General features: G+C 45.6%; 21 protein-coding genes. 15 read left to right on the forward strand and 6 right to left on the reverse strand.

Translation table 11 applies throughout. From position 1 onward, the window contains the following. Window positions 1–4: 4 nt before the first annotated feature. Window positions 5–853, forward strand: a complete 849-nt coding sequence (locus L865_RS0103650; RefSeq protein ID WP_028771989.1) for a glycosyltransferase — start codon at window positions 5–7, stop codon at window positions 851–853. A 169-nt stretch (window positions 854–1,022) separates the two neighbouring features. After that, window positions 1,023–1,850: a glycosyltransferase family 2 protein gene (locus L865_RS0103655; protein WP_281171103.1), complete on the forward strand. Its 828-nt coding sequence runs from the start codon at window positions 1,023–1,025 to the stop codon at window positions 1,848–1,850. Window positions 1,851–2,078: 228 nt separating this feature from the next. Here L865_RS0103655 and L865_RS23055 read toward each other — a convergent pair whose 3' ends face one another. From L865_RS23055 to L865_RS0103670, 3 genes are all read right to left on the reverse strand, one after another. Continuing rightward, window positions 2,079–3,206 carry a glycosyltransferase gene (locus L865_RS23055; RefSeq protein ID WP_245608385.1) on the reverse strand — a complete coding sequence of 376 codons (1,128 nt, stop codon included), beginning with the start codon at window positions 3,204–3,206 and terminating at the stop codon, window positions 2,079–2,081. Continuing rightward, window positions 3,199–4,266, reverse strand: a complete 1,068-nt coding sequence (locus tag L865_RS0103665) for a glycosyltransferase family 9 protein (RefSeq protein ID WP_028771991.1) — start codon at window positions 4,264–4,266, stop codon at window positions 3,199–3,201. The genes L865_RS23055 and L865_RS0103665 overlap by 8 nt, the downstream gene beginning before the upstream one ends. A 100-nt stretch (window positions 4,267–4,366) precedes the next feature. Beyond that, window positions 4,367–5,410, reverse strand: coding sequence for a glycosyltransferase family 9 protein (locus L865_RS0103670; RefSeq protein ID WP_028771992.1), 1,044 nt, complete (start codon window positions 5,408–5,410; stop codon window positions 4,367–4,369). Between the two features lie 158 nt (window positions 5,411–5,568). Here L865_RS0103670 and L865_RS0103675 point away from each other — a divergent pair, with 158 nt between their 5' ends. Beyond that, complete coding sequence (locus tag L865_RS0103675; RefSeq protein WP_028771993.1) at window positions 5,569–6,306, forward strand: 3-deoxy-D-manno-octulosonic acid kinase; 738 nt, start codon at window positions 5,569–5,571, stop codon at window positions 6,304–6,306. A 3-nt stretch (window positions 6,307–6,309) separates the two neighbouring features. On the opposite strand, the gene waaA is transcribed toward L865_RS0103675, so the two are convergent. Then, window positions 6,310–7,569, reverse strand: coding sequence for a lipid IV(A) 3-deoxy-D-manno-octulosonic acid transferase (gene waaA / locus L865_RS0103680; RefSeq protein WP_028771994.1), 1,260 nt, complete (start codon window positions 7,567–7,569; stop codon window positions 6,310–6,312). A 146-nt stretch (window positions 7,570–7,715) separates the two neighbouring features. Between waaA and L865_RS0103685 the strand changes: the two genes are divergently transcribed. The 7 genes from L865_RS0103685 (at window position 7,716) to polA (ending at window position 16,209) form a co-directional block, all read left to right on the forward strand. Beyond that, window positions 7,716–8,354, forward strand: a complete 639-nt coding sequence (locus L865_RS0103685) for a TetR/AcrR family transcriptional regulator (RefSeq protein ID WP_028771995.1) — start codon at window positions 7,716–7,718, stop codon at window positions 8,352–8,354. A 133-nt stretch (window positions 8,355–8,487) separates the two neighbouring features. Then, entirely contained in the window at window positions 8,488–9,147 is a 660-nt protein-coding gene (locus L865_RS0103690; RefSeq protein ID WP_028771996.1) for a TetR/AcrR family transcriptional regulator, read from the forward strand. Window positions 9,148–9,545: 398 nt separating this feature from the next. Next, complete coding sequence (locus L865_RS0103695; RefSeq protein ID WP_028771997.1) at window positions 9,546–10,739, forward strand: glycine C-acetyltransferase; 1,194 nt, start codon at window positions 9,546–9,548, stop codon at window positions 10,737–10,739. Window positions 10,740–10,748: 9 nt separating this feature from the next. Continuing rightward, window positions 10,749–11,774, forward strand: coding sequence for an L-threonine 3-dehydrogenase (gene tdh, locus L865_RS0103700; RefSeq protein ID WP_028771998.1), 1,026 nt, complete (start codon window positions 10,749–10,751; stop codon window positions 11,772–11,774). A gap of 84 nt (window positions 11,775–11,858) precedes the next feature. Further along, window positions 11,859–12,161: a thiosulfate sulfurtransferase GlpE gene (gene glpE / locus L865_RS0103705; protein ID WP_028771999.1), complete on the forward strand. Its 303-nt coding sequence runs from the start codon at window positions 11,859–11,861 to the stop codon at window positions 12,159–12,161. Between the two features lie 38 nt (window positions 12,162–12,199). Further along, on the forward strand, window positions 12,200–13,051 hold the full coding sequence (glpG, locus tag L865_RS0103710) for a rhomboid family intramembrane serine protease GlpG (RefSeq protein ID WP_028772000.1): 852 nt from the start codon (window positions 12,200–12,202) through the stop codon (window positions 13,049–13,051). A gap of 407 nt (window positions 13,052–13,458) precedes the next feature. Then, window positions 13,459–16,209 carry a DNA polymerase I gene (gene polA, locus L865_RS0103715; RefSeq protein ID WP_028772001.1) on the forward strand — a complete coding sequence of 917 codons (2,751 nt, stop codon included), beginning with the start codon at window positions 13,459–13,461 and terminating at the stop codon, window positions 16,207–16,209. Between the two features lie 596 nt (window positions 16,210–16,805). Here the strand turns inward: polA and yihA are convergent. Then, window positions 16,806–17,471: a ribosome biogenesis GTP-binding protein YihA/YsxC gene (gene yihA, locus L865_RS0103720; protein ID WP_028772002.1), complete on the reverse strand. Its 666-nt coding sequence runs from the start codon at window positions 17,469–17,471 to the stop codon at window positions 16,806–16,808. Between the two features lie 168 nt (window positions 17,472–17,639). On the opposite strand from yihA, the gene L865_RS0103725 reads away from it, so the two are divergent. The 5 genes from L865_RS0103725 to hemN all read left to right on the forward strand — a co-directional run bounded on the left by L865_RS0103725 (window position 17,640) and on the right by hemN (window position 22,342). Then, window positions 17,640–18,260, forward strand: a complete 621-nt coding sequence (locus L865_RS0103725; protein ID WP_028772003.1) for a c-type cytochrome — start codon at window positions 17,640–17,642, stop codon at window positions 18,258–18,260. A 746-nt stretch (window positions 18,261–19,006) separates the two neighbouring features. Beyond that, window positions 19,007–19,675, forward strand: a complete 669-nt coding sequence (locus L865_RS23060) for a class I SAM-dependent methyltransferase (protein WP_037470494.1) — start codon at window positions 19,007–19,009, stop codon at window positions 19,673–19,675. Between the two features lie 48 nt (window positions 19,676–19,723). Further along, window positions 19,724–20,260: a Der GTPase-activating protein YihI gene (gene yihI / locus L865_RS0103735; protein ID WP_028772004.1), complete on the forward strand. Its 537-nt coding sequence runs from the start codon at window positions 19,724–19,726 to the stop codon at window positions 20,258–20,260. Between the two features lie 76 nt (window positions 20,261–20,336). After that, entirely contained in the window at window positions 20,337–20,813 is a 477-nt protein-coding gene (locus L865_RS0103740) for a DUF2489 domain-containing protein (RefSeq protein ID WP_028772005.1), read from the forward strand. Window positions 20,814–20,965: 152 nt separating this feature from the next. Then, on the forward strand, window positions 20,966–22,342 hold the full coding sequence (hemN, locus tag L865_RS0103745; protein WP_084632461.1) for an oxygen-independent coproporphyrinogen III oxidase: 1,377 nt from the start codon (window positions 20,966–20,968) through the stop codon (window positions 22,340–22,342). 40 nt (window positions 22,343–22,382) lie between these two features. On the opposite strand, the gene L865_RS0103750 is transcribed toward hemN, so the two are convergent. Beyond that, the coding region (locus L865_RS0103750) for an integrase core domain-containing protein (protein WP_028772007.1) at window positions 22,383–22,621 on the reverse strand (239 nt) is incomplete at its 5' end.

Raw genomic sequence — 22,621 nt, forward strand, 5'->3', positions numbered from 1 at the left:
GAGCATGAAGAAAGCCATTTTTACCCTCGCTATCGGCGATAACCCCATGTACCGCGCAGCGGTAGATAGTTTTAAAGCCTACGGGAAACGTATTGGTGCCGATGTTATCGTTTCTGATCAATTGCACTATAAAATAGACATTAATAAGCCCAAATTTGATGCGAGTCCTGCGTGGTCAGAGAAACTTTATATTACTGAAATACTAAAAGAATATGATCGCGTTCTTTATCTCGATGCCGATATGATCGTCACACCTTGGGCCCGAGACATTTTTGCTGAATGTCCTGATTTAGATACGGTATACATGTTTAACGAAGGTCGCCACAGAGATCGCAGCGCGCAAGCCGAGCAGATCAATGCCGTTTTAGGCGAAGTCAATTGGCCCAAAGAAGACGACATGACAGTGTACTATAACTCTGGGATGTTCTTAGTTTCTAAAGAAACGGGCCTGTTTGATAACGCCGGCATTGAAGAGATGCAAGCCATTTGTAATCAAGTGAAGTTTTACGATCAAACCTACATCAACTACCTGATTCGTCGTGATGGCATTAAAAGTGTTGGGGTCGATGCGGGATTCAATCGTATGATGCTATTGGGCTACGATGACTATCAAAAGGCCGATTTTATTCACTATTCGGGCCGTGGCTATCGTCAAAAAGTACCTATGCGCGATATGAAGTACATTATTGATTACTGTGATATTTTCAAAGATACGCTATCGGATGCAGAAATTTTGCAGTATAAGCAACAAGCTTGGCATGTGTATATGTTGAAGCAACAACGTAAAACTAAACTCCCTATTGGCCTGCTCAGCTTTGTATTTGGCCTCATCCATCCAAGCCACAAATACTAACGCCAGATTGCCCAGCCCTGCCCAATAAGGAGAGCACTTTGCTCTCCTTATTTCATTAACAAACCAGACACCATTGCCCCACCTAACATCTCACCACAGCGCAACAATATCGCTGCACCTTTAACCTCATAAAAACAAAAAAGTTAATAAATTCGAAGACTTATGAAAAATGAAGTATATAGAGGTCGAACAGTTCTGTATTGAGGTTGCGATGAAAATCAGTTTAATTATTACCACCTATAATTGGCCTGAAGCACTAAAGGCTGTGCTTGACAGTGTTTTGCAACAAACCCGCATGCCAGATGAAGTTATCATTGCTGATGATGGCTCAACTGCAGCAACTGAACAGCTCGTCACTCACTACCAATCTCTGTTTCCCGTGCCACTGCTGCACAGCTGGCAACAAGACAAGGGCTTCCGCTTAGCACGCAGCCGTAACAAGGCTATCGAGATGGCTTCAAATGACTACATCGTAATGATTGATGGCGATATGGTATTAGAAAAACGTTTCATCCACGATCATAAATATCATGCCGAACCAGGCCACTTTATTACCGGTAAACGAGTAAAAATGAATGCTAAGTTGAGCCAGTTAGTTCAACAAAAAAAGTCCCAGCCTCACCTCCTATCGACCGGTATTAGCAGAGGCAGAGAGCTGGCCATACGTTGTCAACCTCTTGCTAAGCTTCTCAGCAAAAAAACCACCCATTCAACTGAGGGGATTCATGGCTGTAACCTCGCTTTCTGGCGTCAAGATGTCCTCAATATTAATGGCTTTAATGAAGAGTTCGAAGGTTGGGGGCCAGAAGACAAAGAGTTTGCACAACGTATGATAAATGCAGGAACGCTGCGTAAGCTCACCAAATTTACCACTGTAGCCTATCATTTAGACCATCAAGAAAGTTGCCGTAAATTACTGCAAAAGAATGATGATATATTTCAGCGTAGCATACGCCAAAAAGCCACTTGGTGTCGTGTGGGTATTAACGAGTTTTAGTGCCCAATGCGAGTAGCGCAGAAAGATCGATACTAGCTGCTGGCAGTGGCAATAATCTTAGGAAGCCCACCACCGCCCCAAAGAATACAGGCTTTCGCTTTAATTGAAGACTAACTGACACACCACACAGAGTGGCCAGATCTGATAGCTGAGAACGTTGCCGCATTGCCTGAGTTAGGAAAAATAACATGCTTGTGCTGTAGGCGCTGAAGATATTCAGCCAATGACTTATTTCGCATCTGTCTCTTCCATCAATGTCGCTGCCGCGAGCATGTACTGCTCGCTCACATGCGCATGGGTTTTGTTCGCTATCAGCGCCGACATCGGAATCTCTGGGTAGCTGACTAAAGCTTCATCCATCTTGTTCGCCAATTGTTTTACGTCGCGACAAGGCACCAGAAACTTGCTGAGTTCACCAATCAAAATCTCATTAGGTCCATAGGGGCAGTCAGTACTGACTACTGGCGTACCGCAGATTAACGACTCAACCAGTACATTACCTAACCCTTCATAATCGGAGCTCAGTACCATCAACTTAGCCCGTTTAATCCAAGCATATGGGTTAGCTTGAAATCCTGGCAGAATGACTCTATCAGCCACCCCATAACGCCTGGCAAGCTTACGGGCCTTGTTGACGTTACCGCACAACAGAACCAAGGGAAGTTGGTGCTTAGCTTGAGCCAATGCTTGAAACAATATGTCATGGCGCTTTTGTTTAGCCACTCTACCAACATGAATAATAAAACCCCCCTCTATGGGGATGTCAATCGGCTGCGACGCGGCCGCCACAATATCGTCAATATCAAACGGGTTGTATATGGTCGTCATCGATGCCGGAGTGATACGCTTACCGCGGCTGATCTCATCAGCAATACCTTGCGATACCGTAATCAAATGTTGTTGGTCTAATACTCGCTTTGCACGCCACATATTCCAAAAAGCTAGCGGGCCAAGTTTCATTTCCCGTGCTAACTCTGCTTCTATGGCGTTGTGTACCACACAAAATAGTGGCTTTACCTGTGCCTGAGTTGTCAGCAAGTTAGACTTATCCAGGTTGGAGATAAACAGATCAAACTGACCAAATTGTGCTGTTAATGATGATAGCCAACACTTAAAGCGGCGCACCGACGCATTGATTTTAAACACACTGTCAATCTGCTTATCATGCTCTGTAAAACAAAAATGCACTGGTAGCGACGCCGGAAGTTGGTAATCACAAGGTGGTTGTAACACCAACAGATGCGGTTGATTGCCTTGGGCTAACCAAGCTTGAGCAAGGGTCAAGACAACACGCTCAGCTCCACCACCGGCTAAGCTGTCGATAACTATGCCTATCCGTTTGGGCTGATCAATCACAATTTAGCAACCGTTCCACTTCAGCTAAACATATCGTTAAGCCATTGGTTAACGAAGCATCATCTAGATGCTGCGTTAACTCGGCCAATCGTTGTGGCTGCAACAACTCGCTAAGTGCAAGGCTCATGGCAGGGTGATTATTGTCTGCGGTAACAATAACCCCCGCTTGCTGGCACTTTTTCATGCGAGCTGGTTGATCTTTCGATACCGCAGCGGCCAATGTGGGCGTTTTTAACGCAATCGCCTGCAGTAAGGTATCGCCACCGCTTAATAACGCTGCTTTTGCACCACCCAGTAAATGAATGAATGCTTGGCTATCTAACTCCGCTATCGCTATCACACCGGGAATAGTAGGTAATGGCTTAGGATAATTGGGGCCAAACACCACCACACAAGCTATACCCAGTTGTTGGTAAGTTGTCTGCGCGGTTTTTGCCCAAAGATCAGCCGCTAAGCTGCCGTTAATTTTGTGGCCGCCTGAACCGGCACTAAACAACACGTAGTCGTTAGCCTGTAATTGGTAATGTTTTAACAGTGCTTGCTGCTGTTGCAGCTCAGGCTCGGTAAAAACCGAACCAGTATAAATTGGCTGAGGACGGTCAATCATTCGCAGTTTAAATTTTTCAAAAGCGGTCAGATCGCCAATCACAAACTCAGGTTGTACCACCCAATGGCTGTCGGTGACCAAGGCTCGCTCAACTTTCATGCCTCGCGCCCGCTTGCGACGGTGCTGACTGATAAATATCACTTTTGCACCTTGACGCTTAGCATGTTTAAGCTGCGCTTTACGACCTGCGGCATCAAAAATGACGATATCAGGCTGTAACTCAGTAACGAGTTGATTAACTTCTTTGACTTTCTTGGTCGGCGTGTCATCCACCAAATGAGTCCGATAAGGACATTGCTGACTGTATGGCGCGTAACGGTTTAACACAAAATCAATTTGTGCTGCCGGCCAGCGCCGCATAATTTCATCGGCAATAATTTTGGAGCGCATATATTCGCCGATACCTTCATCTGAAGACACCGGAACAAATAGGAACTTAGGCGCAATTGACATTGAATACTTCCATAATGCTCAGCTAATTAATGTTTACATCCTAGTAAAGCTGCTTTTAAGCATAACTTAGCCAAGTAGATCGTCTGGATAAGCGAGTTTATCACAACAGCGCTTGTTGGTGCGATATGCGGTCAATTTGCGCTTTCACCATATCAATACTAATCATTTTCATTAAGTCTGCGCCTTTAGCACGGGTCCCCCAAGGAACAGAGGCATTAAACTGCTGGGCTATTGCCTGCGGATAAACATTGACCACGTAATCTAGGCTAGTATATGGGCCGGTTCGACCCGGATTTGAATGTGCATAAAGACCAATAACCGCGGTGTTCTGGGTCACAGCCATATGCGCGGGCCCAGTATCTGGCGCAACAACGAGCTTAGCTTGCCCGAGCAATGCCAACAATTGGGTAAGTGATGTTTTACCGACCCAATTTTCAATGGCGGATTGGCTGTTGCCGGCAATTTGAGTCGCTAAGTTGAGCTCTAGCTCAGATGGACCGCCGCACAACAAAACCCGAAAACCCAATGTTGCAGCATGATCTGCGATTGCCGCATATCGTTCGGGCAACCAATTGCGCTCGGCTTTGCTCGCCGCGGCACAAATAATCATCACTTTGTCATTGCCAACCACGTTCGCTGCAAATTCGCTGTCGCTGGCGGGCACCGGAATATCCCAAGTAGGTGTTAAATCTTGCACGCCAATGGCTTTGGCAAAACCCATAAACCCCTCAAGCACGTGCGGGGTCGCTAAGGGCTCAACATGATGATTGGTCACCAACCACTGGCCTTCTTTAGCTCGAGCACGGTCAAACCCAACCCGGGTCTTGGCACTGATCATCATAGATGCAATCGTTGCTCGTAGCGCAACCTGCATATGCAATAGCACATCAAAACGCTGACCCGATAGTGCTTGTTTTAGCTGCCAATAACTGCGCCAACCCAAAGATTTGTCAAACACCACAAAATCAATGCCTTCAAGGTGACGTAATAGCTGATATTCAACTTTCCCTATCACCCAAGTAATTCGCAGCTGCGGATATTGTCGCTGTATCGCCTGCACCATCGCCACAGCATGGCAAACATCACCAATGGCAGACAGCCGTAATAAACATAACGAACGAGCAGAATCTAAATTCAGTGTCATGGCTCTAAAAGCTAGCAAAAGGATATAGCGAGTGTAATCTACAACCGCAACCACACCAAGTGATGTCCACAAAAACTGTTAATCCATAACTCAAGCTTACCCCCTGCGGTCAGTTGGAGTAGAATAGCGCGATAGTTTGTTATTAATTAAGCCAATCCATGCAGATAAAAACCATAGAAAAGAGCGTCATTGCATACTGCCAAGACACACCAAGCTGTATCAGTCCGCTTTGGTTTACTGCAGCCTTTTGGCACCAGCATAGCGCGGTTACCGGCTCGTCAACGGGTCGTTATACCACTTGGTTTGTTGACCCGACAGTGATTGACGTTCAATCCAATGCCAATTGGGTATTGCGTCACTATTACCGTGGGGGCTTGATGGAGAAGTTAAGCCGTGATGCCTACTTGTACACGGGGTTAACGCGTACCCGAGCCGTTGCCGAATTGGCATTGTTAGAGCAGCTATATCAAGAAGGGTTTAACGTCCCTAAACCAATCGCGGCACAAATTACTCGCCAGGGGCTGCATTATCGCGGCGATATTATTATCGAGCGGGTAAGCGGTGCAAAAGATCTCGTCGCCTATCTCACTGAAACCGCCATGACCACGCCACAGTGGCGCGCATTAGGTGAACTGATTGCCACTTTTCATCAGCGTGGGGTGTACCATGCTGACCTTAATGCCAAAAATATCCTTATCAGTGGCGATGAGTTTTATCTGATTGATTTCGATCGTGGCTGCATCAAATCGCCGCATTCCAGCTGGCAGCAAGCCAACATTAAGCGCTTGCTACGCTCATTCAACAAAGAGAAGCTAAAACAGTCAACGTTGGATTTCGATATGGCGCAGTGGCAAGCACTCCTTGATGGCTACAACCACGTATCAAGTCAAAAGTAACCGCTATAATTGCGCAGCAATCAAATCAAACTGCTGGGTTAACGCGCCTTTATTATTGGCCAACACATCAAGGCCTGCTTGGCTCGCTTGCTGGTGCAACTGTGGCTGCTTAAACTTGCTGATTAGCTGCTGAGCTAACATCTCGCCATCATCAATCACGCTCAGGCTGCCGGCCTGCTGCAGCAACTGCGTGATCTCGGCAAAATCCCAATGTTGTGGTCCAACATAGACAGGTAAGCCCAGCGCAGCCGGCTCCAGTGGGTTATGGCCACCGTTATCAATTAAGGTACCGCCGACAAAAGCTTGATCTGCTGCGCCATAGAACATCAACAGCTCGCCCATCGTGTCCCCTAAAACCACTTGGGTAGCAGCTGTTACAGCTTGCTGACTGCTACGGCGACTGACACTTAAATTTACCGCACTCACCGCCTCTGCCGCGGCGTCAAACTGCTCAGGATGACGAGGTACCATTACCATCAACGCATTGGGGAACTCAGTCAGTAAATGCTGATGAGCCGCAAGCATGGCGGCAAACTCTCCCGGATGAACACTGCCAGCAATCCATATCGGACGCTGCTGTGCTTGCCAAGTTTGGCGTAATGTCTGGGCTTGTAAGCTCAAATCTGCTGAAATGTTTAAATCGAATTTTAAGCTGCCTGTCACCTTAACCTTGTCAGGCGCAACTCCCAGTGCCACAAAACGCTCAGCGGTCTTGTTATCCTGCGCCAAGATACCATCAAGCAAACCTAGCATAGGCAACGACAACTTGGGTCGTCGTTGGTATTGCTGAGCCGATTTATCAGATAAGCGTGCATTGGCAAGCATGAGTTTCACGCCATTTTTGTGCGAGTAATGCAGTAAATTTGGCCACAACTCGGTCTCCATAATCACACAAACACGCGGTGAGACCTGGGCAAGAAAGCGACGTGTACAAACCGGAATATCAAACGGTAGATAACAATGCTGAACTTGATCACCTAACGCTTTAACCACTTCGGTTGACCCGGTTGGACTCGTGGTTGTCACCGTAATGGTCAATTGGGGGTGCAGTTGCATAATCCGTTTTATCAGCGGCAATGCGGCTAATGTCTCCCCCATAGAAACACAATGGAATAGCAAGTCAGTCTGTTGCAAGGAGCTGCACCCAAAACGCTCGCCCCAACGTTGACGGTAACTCGGACTTTTAAACCCGCGTACCAGTAAATACAGCACCAACAAAGGTGAAATAACATATAGGATCACTGAATAGACAAAACGATTCATAAATTGTGTACTTACAGTCAAATTGGGGCGCTAATGGCGCAATTCTAACATAAGCCAGCATAATATCTGCGATTGCGCTGTTAAGGCTTGCGTTCAGAGTAAAGATTGTTAATGATAACGACAAATGAAAAAGGATTGCTAACTCGATGAAAACCAGCGAAAAGATTGTGCATGGAAGCTTAAAGTTATTTAACGAGCACGGTGAGCGCAGCATCACTACCAATCATATCGCCGCAGACCTTGGCATCAGTCCAGGTAATTTGTACTATCATTTCAAGAACAAAGAAGACATTATCCAGTCTATTTTTTCTTTGTACGAAGCCAAATTACAAGTCGGTTTTCAACCCTATGTGGACCAACAGGTGGACGTGGAATTGTTGGTTGGGTATTTCGATACCATGTTCGATATTCTTTGGCATTTTCGCTTCATGTACACCAATATCACCGACATCCTCAATCGTGACCAAACCCTTCTCGCACGTTATCTGGTGGTTCAAGAGCAAGCCCTGGCACGCTCAAGTGCCATTCTCGCCAATCTTAAAAAAGATGGCTTATTAGAAATTGAAGACGCTGATATTAGCCCACTAGCAGACACCATGCGCATGATTGCCTGTTTTTGGATTGGGTATAAACAAACCCACTTAAGTACCGTCACCATCGACAAAGCCGTCATCTATCAAGGACTGCTGCGGGTCATCATGTTACTTAAAGCGCATTCGACTGCCAGCTCTTTGCCGACATTTCAACGCCTAGAGCAACATTATCGCCAGTTAGCCAATGCTTGAGTGGTCTGAGTAGCCTTAGTCAATACTTTACTGATAAATTGGTGCAATCAGCATAGTGTTGATTGCCCAGCTCCACGAGGTAAAGCAATTTGACACTAAGGTCACTAGCGACATAAGAGTGAACAGGAACACCATGAAAACCCGCGATAAAATAGTTCATGCCAGCCTAGCGTTGTTCAACGAACACGGTGAGCGCAGTATCACCACCAACCACATTGCCGCCCATTTAGGCATCAGTCCTGGTAATTTGTACTATCACTTTCGCAACAAAGAAGACATCATCCGCTCGATATTTAACTTATATCAAGAGCATTTGACTGCGGGATTTCAGCCCTACGAAGATGAAGAGGTCAGCATTGATTTGTTGATGGGCTATTTCGATGCGCTGTTTTATACCCTATGGGAATTCCGCTTCATGTACGCCAACTTAGTGATCATTCTTGGCCGTGATGCAGAGTTGAATCAGCTCTACGCGCAAACCCATCAAACCTTTCTGCAACGAGCCTCACAAATCCTGGTCAAGCTAAAACAAGATGGTGTACTCGATATTGCCGATGAAGAGATCACCCCCTTAACTGACACAATTCGTATGGTGGCGTGTTTTTGGATCAGCAATCGCCTCACCCATCACGCTGATCACAGTCAGATTACCAAAACATCACTTTACGAAGGGCTCTTACGGGTCATTATGATTTTTAAGGCCTATGCCACACCGTCAGCCAAAGCGACATTTTTGAAGGTCGAGCAACACTATCAACAACTCGCTAAGCAACAAGCACAGCAAGTCGCATAAACCACACTTGGGCTATTCCCTTCAGCTGCCGCAACCACACTTGTTGGCAGCTGAATGTTATTTTTCGCATTAGTTTTTGTTATCTAAAAGTGATGAATGCACGATCTTAGGTAATCCCACAAAAAAAGAGTGTCTGCTTACCTTAGTTTAAGGTTAGAATTCGGCCACTTTAACGTTGTTTTTAACTAAAGAAGCCATCGCAATTTTGCCGGAAATCTGGGGCGATAATGAATACCCTCAAGGTGTTATCAGCAATATTTAGGTGATATGGCTAATGTAAACACAACGGGCAACAACCAATACCCATGCACTCACTACACCAATTGAGCGAATCTTCGCTATGATTAGTCGAATACTTAGTGAGCAAAACTAGAACAATTAAGTGAAGGAGACAGCAGGTGTCTACGACCTCATTCTACAATCAAATCAATCAGCAGCTTGCCGATACCAAGGCTGAAGGCCTATACAAAAGTGAGCGTGTCATTGTATCTGCGCAGCAAACTGAAATTGAAGTTAATGGCCATGAAGTAATGAACTTTTGCGCCAACAACTACTTAGGTTTAGCCAATCACCCTGAACTAGTTAAAGCGGCACAGTCTGGCTTAGATAAGCACGGTTTCGGGATGGCATCTGTACGCTTTATTTGTGGTACTCAAGATATCCATAAGCAACTTGAAGCCAGTTTAAGTGAGTTTTTGGGTATGGAAGATACCATTTTGTATTCTTCTTGCTTTGACGCTAATGCAGGCTTGTTCGAGACTTTGCTTAGTGCTGAAGACGCCATTATTTCTGACGCATTGAACCACGCTTCAATTATTGATGGTGTGCGTTTATGTAAAGCTAAACGTTTTCGTTATGCCAACAATGATATGGCAGACTTAGAAACTCAACTTAAAGCGGCAAAAGAGGCCGGTGCACGTCATATCCTTATTGCGACCGATGGCGTGTTCTCTATGGACGGTGTGATTGCCAACCTAAAAGGGGTTTGTGACTTAGCAGACAAATATGGCGCACTGGTCATGGTTGATGATTCTCATGCTGTAGGCTTTGTCGGCAATGAAGGTCGCGGCACCCATGAATATTGCGAAGTGATGGATCGCGTCGATATCATCACCGGTACGTTAGGTAAAGCATTAGGCGGAGCATCTGGCGGTTTCACTTCAGGTAAGAAAGAGGTGATTGACTGGTTGCGTCAACGTTCACGTCCATACCTTTTCTCTAACTCGCTTGCACCTTCTATTGTCACCGCGTCAATCCATGTTCTTGAAATGCTCAAGTCTGGCCAAGCATTGCGCGAAGCTGTATGGGAAAATAGTCGCTACTTCCGCGAGCAAATGACTGCGGCAGGTTTCACACTTGGTGGCGCCGACCATGCCATCATTCCAGTGATGATTGGCGATGCTAAATTGGCCAGCGATTTCGCTAACCGCCTGCTAGAAGAACACATTTATGTTATTGGCTTCTCTTTCCCTGTTGTACCTAAAGGCCAAGCACGTATTCGTACACAAATGTCAGCAGCGCACACTAAAGCACAGCTAGATAGAGCAATCGAAGCCTTTACCCGTATCGCCAAAGAGATGGACATTATTTAGGAGTTCGTCATGAAAGCATTAAGTAAACTTAAGCCTGAAGAAGGCATCTGGATGGTCGATGCACCAGAGCCAGAGCTAGGGCATAACGACTTACTGATTAAGATCAGCAAAACCGCTATCTGTGGCACCGATGTACATATCTATAACTGGGACGAGTGGTCACAAAATACCATTCCTGTTCCTATGGTTGTCGGCCACGAATATGTGGGCGAAGTGGTTGGTATTGGTCAAGAAGTCCGTGGATTCAGCCTAGGTGACCGCGTATCGGGTGAAGGTCATATTACCTGTGGTCACTGCCGTAACTGCCGTGCGGGCCGCACACATTTGTGCCGTAATACCTCAGGTGTCGGCGTCAACCGTGATGGTGCGTTCGCCGAGTACTTGGTGATCCCAGCCTTTAACGCTTTTAAGATCCCTGACGATATTTCTGATGACTTAGCGGCCATCTTTGACCCCTTCGGCAATGCCGTACATACCGCACTATCATTTGATTTAGTCGGTGAAGATGTAATGATCACCGGTGCAGGCCCTATTGGTATTATGGCTGCCGCGGTCTGTAAACACGTGGGCGCACGCCATGTTGTGATCACCGATGTGAATGAATACCGCCTAGATTTGGCCAAGAAAATGGGCGCAACCCGCACCGTTAACGTGGCAACGGAAAAACTAGAAGATGTGATGAGCGAATTGGGGATGACAGAAGGCTTTGATGTCGGGCTGGAAATGTCCGGCGTACCCGCAGCTTTTCACTCTATGCTCGATACCATGAACCATGGCGGTAAAATTGCCATGCTCGGTATTCCTGGTGGCGAAATGGCCATTGACTGGAGTAAGGTGATCTTTAAAGGCCTAGTGATCAAAGGCATTTATGGGCGTGAAATGTTTGAAACATGGTACAAAATGGCCAGTTTGATTCAATCTGGCTTAGATATCTCTCCTATTATCACCCATCACTACAACATCGATGACTTCCAGCAAGGTTTCGATGCCATGCGTTCGGGGCAGTCAGGCAAAGTCATTCTCGATTGGCGTTAATTTGCCAGTGCATAAGGAGCTGTACACCTGCAGCTCCTTATTGCACACTATGCTGCATTAGCAAAGATTCATTCAGGAAGTACCATGTCTGCTTTTCAGCACCTCAGCGTTAACCAACTCATTCAAATGAGCGAACAGAGCCAACCACAAATTGTTGATATCCGTGATGCCGCTAGCTTTGAAGCCGGCAATATCCCGCAATCAATCAACCTCACTAATGAAAATTTAGCGCAATTTATTGGCGATGCCGATATGGACCAGCCATTAGTCGTGGTTTGCTATCACGGCATCAGCAGCCAAAGTGCGGCAACCTACCTCAATGAGCAAGGTTTCGATGATGTATATAGCCTCGATGGTGGTTTTCAGGCTTGGCGAGAACAGTTATAGTTCAAGCTATTACTCCTAAAACGCGTTAAGGATTACCTATGTGGGAAATCGGTCACCTGCCTAACCCAAGGGCAGCGCAAGCCTTAGTCGATTACCTCAAAGGTCAAGGCGTTGATTGCCAAATACATCCTGTTGCCGAAGGGGTCATGCTTACCGTTAGCGATGAAACCCATCTGCACCGAGCGCAAACAGAGTATCAAGCCTTTTTAGCTAACCCCTATGATGAGAAGTATTTACAGGCTTCGTGGGACAACGGCTCAACCCAAACCAAATTTGATTATGGTGCGCCCTCATTGCAGCTCTTTAGTCAGTTTATTACTGGTGCAGGGCCGCTGACACTCGCTGTGATAGCCATTTGCAGCCTAATTTTTATTGGCTTCAATATTGGTTTTGCAAACCAAATTTTCGAGCAGCTAGCGTTTTTTGGCGCTGTACCTCAGGCCGAATTTAGCCAATTCTGGCGGGTGTTTACTCCAAGCTTGATGCATTTCTCTGCGCTACATATCATCTTCAACTTATTGTGGTGGTGGTATTTGGGCGGCAAGATAGAAAACCGCATTGGCCTAGCGCCGCTAGCCATCATACTGGTGGTTGCCGGTACTTTACCCAATATAGTGCAATATTATATGACCGGTCCCAACTTTGGCGGCCTCTCCGGGGTTGTCTATGCCGTGTTTGGGTACACCTGGATAATGGGCACCCGCGCACCACAGTGCGGCATCAGTTTACCGCGCGCCTATGTAGGTTTCATGTTGGTATGGTTGGTACTTGGCTTTACCGATATGTTTGGCTTATCCATCGCCAATGGCGCCCACTTAGGTGGCTTGCTAGTGGGCATGCTACAAGGGTTTATCGACAGTCAACGTCGCCGGGCTAACTCCGCGCCCTAGCGGGTTTGTAGATTTGTTCATTAAAACCAATTGCTATAGATCTATTTGTTTTAACCAAACTGTAACAAACTGCTTGATCTGTCTATTTTTCATGCTAAGTTAGTGCATCGACTTTGTTGTGGGGAAATATGCGTCGCAGTCAAGTCGATTTACACGACAAAAAAATAATAAGTCCACAAATTAGAATTATTTGTCAAGAAGTCTTATCTAGTTCACACTTTTATTTTTTTCAACTATAAATCAGCAAGTTAAGATCCACACTCCGTAGCCTTATCTAAGTCTATGGATCTTATCCTATTTTTAGCTCACAGACTTATCCACAGGCAGTGGATGATTTTTGCGTGGCCGAAATCCTCTGTCTGTGGCATGCTAGCGCCATCATAGAATTGCCAAATCGAAACAACTATATGCCTACTATTGCCGATAACCCGCTGATCCTTGTGGATGGTTCTTCCTATCTATACCGTGCTTACTATGCACCACCACATTTAACGAACTCTAAAGGTGAAGCAACGGGGGCTGTTTACGGCGTGATTAATATGCTTCGCAGCTTATTGAATCAATATAAGCCAAGCCAAATGGCGGTTGTATTTGATGCAAAAGGCCCAACATTCCGCAATGAGATGTATGCGGAATATAAGGCTCAACGTCCACCCATGCCCGATGATTTGCGTAGCCAAATCGCCCCTCTTCATCAAATTATTAAAGCGCTTGGTCTGCCGCTAGTGAGTATTCCTGGCGTCGAAGCAGATGATGTTATCGGCACCATCGCCACCCAGGCGAGTAAAGAGGGTCGCGCGGTACTTATCAGCACTGGTGATAAAGATATGGCGCAATTGGTTGATGACAACGTCACCTTAATCAATACCATGACCAATACTATCCTTGGCCCTGCTGAAGTCACTGAAAAGTTTGGTGTTGGCCCTGAACTCATTATCGACCTGTTGGCGCTACAAGGAGACAAGGCCGATAACATTCCGGGTTTACCTGGTGTGGGCGAAAAAACCGCGCTAGCAATGCTCAACGGTGTTGGTGGCGTGGATGCGATATTAGCCAATCCAGAAAAAATGCCAGCACTCGGTTTCCGCGGCTCCAAAACTATGCCTGCAAAAATTGCTGAACATGGTGACATGCTAAAGTTATCTTACGAGCTCGCCACGATTAAATTGGATGTAGAGCTTGAACAAGATTGGCACCAACTGAACATCAATGAGCCCAACAAAGATGAGTTGATAAAGTGCTACGGGGAAATGGAGTTTAAACGCTGGCTAGCAGAAGTACTTTCTAACAAGCCTGCTGCAACCGCAGACGATGGCGGTGAACAGGTTGCAGCATCGCCCGCTATTGAAGCAAATTACACCACCATTTTAACCCTTGATGAACTTGATCAATGGATCGACAAGCTGTCCAACAGCGAGTTATTTGCCTTTGACACCGAAACCACTAGCTTAGATTACATGCAAGCGAAGTTAGTCGGGGTCTCTTTTGCTGTCAAAGCCGGTGAAGCGGCCTACCTGCCCCTTAACCACGACTACGTCGATGCGCCAGAACAGGTAGACGCAGACATTGCACTGGCCAAGCTAAAGCCATTGCTAGAAGATCCACAGCTGAAGAAAGTTGGCCAAAATTTAAAATATGATATGAGCATATTGGCCAATGTAGGTATCACCCTCAAAGGGGTAGCATTTGACACTATGCTGGAGTCTTATGTATTTAATTCGGTTGCCTCGAAGCACAACATGGATGACCTGGCATTAAAGTACTTAGGTCATAAGAATATCAGCTTTGAAGAGATTGCTGGTAAAGGTGCTAAACAGCTAACCTTTAACCAAATCCCACTAGAGACCGCCGGTCCTTATGCGGCCGAAGATGCCGATATCACTCTACGTTTGCATCAGCATTTATGGCCTAGACTGGAAAAAGCCAGCGACCTAGCCAGTGTATTTACCGATATTGAACTGCCCTTACTGACAATTCTTTCGCAAATAGAACGTGGTGGAGTGCTGATTGATAGCATGCTGCTTGGGCAACAAAGCGACGAATTGGCTCGCAAGATCGATGAACTTGAACAACAAGCCTACGACATTGCCGGTGAAGAATTTAATCTTAGCTCTACCAAGCAGTTGCAAGCCTTGTTCTTCGAAAAATTAGGATACCCGGTAATCAAAAAAACCCCTAAAGGGGCACCATCAACCGCAGAAGAGGTGCTGGTTGAACTGGCTCTTGATTACCCTCTGCCTAAGATCATTTTGCAGCACCGCAGCCTGATTAAGCTGAAAAGTACCTACACTGATAAGCTCCCTTTGATGGTAAACGCCCAAACAGGACGAGTGCATACGAGTTACCATCAAGCAAATGCTGCGACCGGGCGCTTGTCTTCTAGCGAGCCCAACCTGCAAAATATCCCCATTCGTACAGAAGAGGGTCGCCGTATACGCCATGCCTTTATTGCAGCGCAGGGCCGTAAAGTACTTGCCGCGGATTACTCACAAATTGAACTGCGTATTATGGCGCACTTGTCACAAGATAAAGGCTTATTGAGCGCGTTTGCTGCCGGTAAAGATATTCACCGCGCAACTGCGGCAGAAGTGTTCGACGTCGATTTTACAGAAGTCACCACTGAACAACGCCGCCGTGCGAAAGCGGTTAACTTTGGTTTGATTTATGGCATGTCTGCATTTGGATTAGCCAAGCAGCTCGATATTCCGCGTGCAGAAGCCCAAAAGTACATTGATACCTACTTTAAGCGTTACCCAGGGGTATTGAAGTACATGGAAGATACTCGCGCAGAAGCTGCAGATCTTGGCTATGTTTCCACGTTATTTGGACGCAGACTGTATCTTCCTGCCATTAAGGATCGCAATGCGATGCGCCGTCAAGCTGCCGAGCGCGCCGCCATTAACGCGCCAATGCAAGGTACGGCTGCCGATATCATTAAGAAAGCTATGATTGATGTCGCTAAGTGGATTGCAGAAGAGACTCACGGTGAAATCACTATGATGATGCAGGTACACGATGAATTAGTGTTTGAAGTCGATAGCGAGCATGCTGAGGCACTGAAAAGCAAAGTCTGTGACATTATGGCCAAAGCTGCCAGTTTAGATGTCGAACTGCTTGCTGAAGCCGGTATCGGTGACAACTGGGAACAAGCGCACTAAACCTCACTGCGCGAATCCAAACTCGAGTAAAAACGTAAAACGTCTCTAAAAGATCATTTTAGGGACGTTTTTTGTTTTATTGTGCGTAAGTTGCTCAAATATCGCTATAAAATTGAAAATTTACTACCAAAATCCGCTCAAAAATCAGCCTACTCGTTAGATCTTGATCACATTATTGTCGTTTTTTACAAAAAACAGTTTTTCATATGCCGTCTAATGCGCTAATATTCTCTGCGTAGGGTACAGAGGTTAAGATGTTCTATCTTTCAGACCTTTTATTTCACTTTATAGTGACAGCCAAATTATGGCGCCCCAGCAGAGACTCTCTGCTGGGGCTTTTTTTCGTCTGTAATTTATTTTAGAGCAAATACTTCAAACTGTAACATAAATGCGCTATGCTGTGGTTATTGAGCGCCATCGACCTAACTTGATGGAACTTGAGTCTTGTTGAATTTAGCTTCTCCCCAAAAGAGCTAATTTATATTTTTGCCGATGGTTTATCCGTCGGCATTTTTTTGTCCGCACGTTCCCCAAGCCCTATCTACGGGCATAAAAAACGCCCCCATATGGGAGCGCTATTCGTGCAATCAATTAGCTTACTTTTCTTGCTGTTGAGCCTGTTCTTCCAACGCCTCAACTAACCACTGCGGGTGGCACCACTCATTAAGAATGCCCAGTACCTTATTTTTACCTAAGCCTTTAAGCGACGAGAAAGGTTCAACTTTCACGGCATCGCCATAATCAGCCAGCTGCTTGCGTACGCTATTGACGGTCTTCATTCGTGCACTTTGTGCCAATTTGTCTGCTTTAGTCAGCAAGGCCAATACCGGAATGTCGCTTTGCACGCCCCACTCTATCATCTGTAAATCCAAGTCTTTAAGTGGATGACGGATATCCATCAATACCACCACACCACTTAAGCATTCACGTTCTTGTAGGTATTGCCCTAGCGCCTGTTGCCATTTACGTTTCATCGCCAACGGCACTTGCGCAAAACCATAACCCGGTAAATCCACTAAGCGGCGGTGCTCGTCTAAGGCAAACACGTTAATTAGCTGGGTGCGACCGGGAGTTTTACTGGTTCTTGCTAAGTTCTTTTGCTCTGTTAACAGGTTCAAAGCACTCGACTTACCCGCATTAGATCGACCCGCAAAAGCGATCTCTACCCCAACGTCGCCAGGCAAGTGCTCATCAAGGTGCGCAATGTCTGGCGCACTGATTAAAAATTTAGCCTTACGGAAGTCCATACGAGATTCAGACACTTGCCACTCCAAAATTTGTTAATTCTGTACGTTAAATATCGAAGAGTTGCTTACATTTGCACAATTTCGTGTAAAATATTACTCCGATCACATAAATTACATTTTATCACGCTTGCAGGTATCCCTAGTAAGCTCAGGACAAAAAAATTAACTAAAAGTTGGAACGCCATGAAAAAGCTAGCAATTGCGCTATCAGTTTTAGCCTCAATCTCTTCACCAGTAATGGCTGAAGGCAATGCTGAAGCAGGGAAAACTAAATCAATCGTTTGTTCTGCCTGTCACGGTGTTGATGGTAACAGCATGATAGACATGTACCCAAAAATCGCCGGTCAGCAAGAAGGCTACCTGAAAAAGCAGCTTGTTGATCTACGTAAAGCTGCTCACACAGGTGGTAAAGAAGGTCGTAACGACCCAATGATGAGCCCGATGGCTGCCGCGCTAAGTGATCAAGATATTGAAGATTTAGCGGCTTACTATGCCTCACAGACTCAAACTGCAGCAGACGTTAAAGACGTACCCGCTTTAGGTGAGCAGCTGTATAAAGGCGGTGACATGACTCGCGGCATTACCGCATGTATTGCCTGTCATGGTCCTTCTGGTAAAGGTATGGAAGCAGCCGGCTACCCAATGATTGGTGGTCAGCATGCTAACTACATCAAGATTCAGTTGAATAAGTTTCATGATACAAATCGTAACAACGATTTAAATGGCATGATGCGCGACGTAGCTAAAAAACTTAATAGCGACGATATCGAAGCATTATCTAAATATATTTCAAGCCTTAAGTAACCATTAGTGCTTGTGAATGAAAGGTGGCTAAGCCACCTTTTTTATTACCCCCAAGCTTACGTTTACGTAAACTTCATCAAATTGATGCTTGACAGTGATCACAGATTTAGGTTTAATTGTGCCCGTATCGAGATGAACCCAACTGTTTGTAACAAAAATTTTTAATAACAACGAACAGATTTCGATATGTAATCATTTAAGATATAAGAATAAATATATTCAATAACAATAATATACTTAAGACCACTCTCTAAAAATAATAAGAGTAGTGATTTCAACTTGAAGTCCAGGTCCAGAATATTTGTAAGGAAATTGGTTAGGAAGGCCAATCGCTGATTAAGCACTCCTCCTTACTCGTTCAGAGATGATAGCAACGCAGTGCGGCTGTTGATGCATTATTTCCCTGAGCAACTAAGCTAAAAAAAATCAACATGGATGGTTGGCTTAACGTCATAGAAGACGGCATGGATAAACGATGAGTCATTGAAGACCATCTACGGAAGCTGTGGTCAGGAAGGCAACAGGACGAAGATAAAGTGTCTGGAAGACCGAAAACGAAAAGAAATGCATGGAAAGCAGACTAAAAAAAGATGGATACTGACCGGGAAAGTCGCATAGCAAGTAAGGAAACTTGGAATCAGGATTAAGTACCTTGAGTACTTTTTTGGAAGGCGACAGTCATACTGTCGCCTTTTTTTATGGCAAAATACCACTACGCTGTCGTTAACAAGAGTCAATCCACATTCATGCGAAGATGTCCCCTGTGTACGCGTAATCGTGTTGTTAATTTCTACCAAGATAGGAAACGCCATTATTTCCGCTGCGAAGAATGCCAACTCTTGTTTGCCGACGCCAGCTCTCACCTGCCTCCGAGCGCCGAACAAAGTAAATATCGCCAAGCCAACAGCAAACAACGGCCACTACAACAGTTTATTACTAGCTTAGTTGACCAATGCCAGCAACAACAAAGCGCACCGTTAGTCGGACTTAATTTCGGACGCATCGCCGATGCCTCAACCCTCGCCAATGTTGAGGCTCAAGGCCATCAATTGCTGCAATACGATCCATTTTTCGCTGCTGACCACACTTTATTACAACGCCAGTATGACTTTATTTGCTGTTACCGCGTATTTGAGCACTTCCGCTTTCCCCATCGAGAGTGGCAACTATTGTGCTCACTATTAAAGCCTGGCGGCTGGATGGCCATTAGCACTCAGTTGCTAACCCAACTTAGCGGGTTTGAGAAATGGCACCACAAAGATAATTTAACTCACGTGAGCTTTTATCAGCGCGCCACTTTTGAGTTTCTAGCCAATCAAGCCAACTTTAGGCTATTATTCGCTGCAAATGATCTCATTTTGGTGCAAAAACCATCAGAATCTGATATAACACGCGACCCAAGTTCATCTGCTTGAATCACACCTCAAGCCGATACACTATTTATTTGTTATTGAGATAAAGCTATGTCCCGCAAAAAAACGCGCAAAGCCAATGAAAATGCGCCTAAACTCGCACCAAGAACCAAGAAGAAAGACCGCGTGTTGGCGGGAAAAAAGCAAGAAAGCGGCAACCGTGCGGGTAGCCGTCACGACGCCAAGGTCATCAATCAAAAAGCACCTGGTGGTAGTAAGCAGTCTGCCGATCCACGTCACGGCAGTAAAAAGCCGGTAGCGCTCAACTTGCCAGAGACACCTAAAGCGGCAGTGAGCAAGCCAAAGCAGCCTAAGCTGACCGACGAGCAGAAGCTACTCAAGCTTGAAGATGATCCTAGACTAAATCAGCTGCTCGACATGCTTGAAGAAGGCCGTGATCTTAACGATGCCGATCAGAAGTGGCTTGATGTACAGTTAAATGAAATAGAGCGCCTGATGGAGCGTCTTGGCATTTCTGAAGCTGACGATCTAGAACATGTCATGAAAACCACTACCGGTAGCGATGACGACTTGTTAGAGAAATTTGAGTCAGGTGCAGACCTACTTAAAGATTACCAAGACAAGTAACTTCGTCCCCAATGAACTATAAATGGCATCGATATCGATGCCATTTATCTATCAGTAACCAATAAAGCAAACGCCAATGACTAACTCTTTACTCTTAATCGGCTCACTCGTCATTATTGCCTTGGCAACCTATGCTGGGTTCTTGTTAATGAAGCTGCGGCAGCAAACGCAAGCCCAGCAAGCTAAACTTGCAGAGCAGCAACAAGCCGCTTTACAACGTGAACAAGCCATTACCACCGACATCCATTACATAGCCACCGCCATGCTAGAAGAGCGCTGTGAACTGTCTGAGGGGGTGATGCGTATAGGGAAATTATTTGCCATAGCTAACCTAGCAGAGCAAGCAACGGCGAACTACCCTGCACTGTTTGAACATTTTGCACTCATTGAATCGCACCCAATCATGGAAGCGCGTAAGGCCTTGCCTAAAAAACAGCGTATGCAGCTAGATTTGACCCGCATGAAATCGGAAAGCGCATTAGAGGCTCGTATTTTACAAGAAGCTAAACAGATTGCCGAAACCTATCAGGTGACAGCAAACGAGAATCATTAACACGCCTTCAACAATGATAGGCTTCATAGTTTTCAGTTTTTTAATATCCGAAGTGTGTACAGATTCAAATTTTTCAACATGGATCAAGGTTATTTAATCGATTACATTGCATACTTCGGAAGTTGCTAAATTACCAGCTCGGAGGACACGCCTTGAAGCAGCCCACCCAAATTAATTGGGATCAGTCAATGATCGAAAAATATAATTATAGCGGTCCCCGTTACACGTCTTACCCGACCGCGCTTGAATTCGACGATTCTTTTGTAGAAGAAGATTTACTGACTTCAATCAAAAATAGCAAAAGTGACAAGCTATCGCTGTACATCCATATTCCTTTCTGCGCCAAGCTTTGTTACTACTGTGGCTGCAATAAGGTGATTACTCGTCACCAACATAAAGCTGACCAATACATCGAGTATCTTGCAGCCGAAATCGTTAAGCGTGCACCACTGTTTAAAGACTACCTAGTGACACAAATTCACTGGGGTGGCGGTACTCCTACATTCTTAAACCCAGAGCAAATCCTGCGTCTATCTGCATTGATTAAAGAACACTTCAATGTGGCAGATAAAGGCGAGTACTCGATTGAAGTAGATCCACGTGAAATCGAACTCACTATGCTAGACACCCTAAAAGAGGCGGGTTTCAACCGCATCTCTATTGGTGTGCAAGATTTCAACAAGAAAGTCCAAGTGGCGGTTAACCGTGAGCAAGATGAGCAGTTCATCTTCGACCTCATGGCAAAAGCCAAAGAGATGGGCTTTGTATCGACCAACATCGATTTAATTTATGGTCTGCCACATCAGACGCCAGAGACCTTTGCAGAAACCATGCAACGTGTACTGGATCTATCACCAGACCGTTTATCCGTGTTTAACTACGCGCACTTACCGGCACGCTTTGCGGCGCAACGTAAGATCAAAGATGAAGATTTAGCTTCGCCACAACAGAAGCTAGATATGCTGCATCAAACCATCGAGACCTTAACCGGTGCCGGCTACCAGTACATTGGTATGGATCACTTCGCTAAGCCAGATGACGAGCTATCCATTCTGCAGAACGAAGGTCGTCTACACCGTAACTTCCAAGGGTATACCACCCAAGAAGAGTGTGACTTATTAGGTTTAGGTGTATCTTCAATCAGCCAAATTGGCGATTGCTACGCACAAAACCAGAAAGATATTCGTCCATACTACGAGTCTGTTGACGCATCAGGTCATGCACTGTGGAAAGGCTGCAAACTTAACCGTGACGATGAAATCCGTCGCGTAGTAATTAAGCAGCTAATTTGCCACTTCGACCTTGATATGAACAAGATTGACGAGCAGCTAGGGATCACTTTTGAAGACTACTTCAGTGAAGACCTAAAATTACTGCAAACTTTCGTCGATGATAAGCTTGTTGATATTACCGACCGTCAGATCTCGATTAGTCCAACAGGTCGCTTGTTGATCCGTAATATCTGTATCTGTTTTGACGTCTACTACCGTGAGAAAGCCCGCCAACAGCAGTTCTCTCGCGTTATCTAAGCAAAATATGTCTAGTCCTAAAATAGGTTGACGGTTTTTATTAAGCCAGTTGGTATTCCCAACTGGCTTTTTCATGCACCTCATTTGGGGTTTTCATTCCTAAACTAAGGTGCGGCCGTAATTGATTATAAATCTCTATCGATTCCTTGATTAAAACGCCAAGCTCTTTCATCGTTCTGCAGCGATTAAGCAAAAACTCTTGCTTCAAAATACCATTCACACGCTCTGCTTGTGCATTTTGGTAGCAGTCATATCCATCTGTCATTGATGGGGTCATTC

The organism is Shewanella waksmanii ATCC BAA-643, assembly GCF_000518805.1.
Taxonomy (GTDB): domain Bacteria; phylum Pseudomonadota; class Gammaproteobacteria; order Enterobacterales; family Shewanellaceae; genus Shewanella; species Shewanella waksmanii.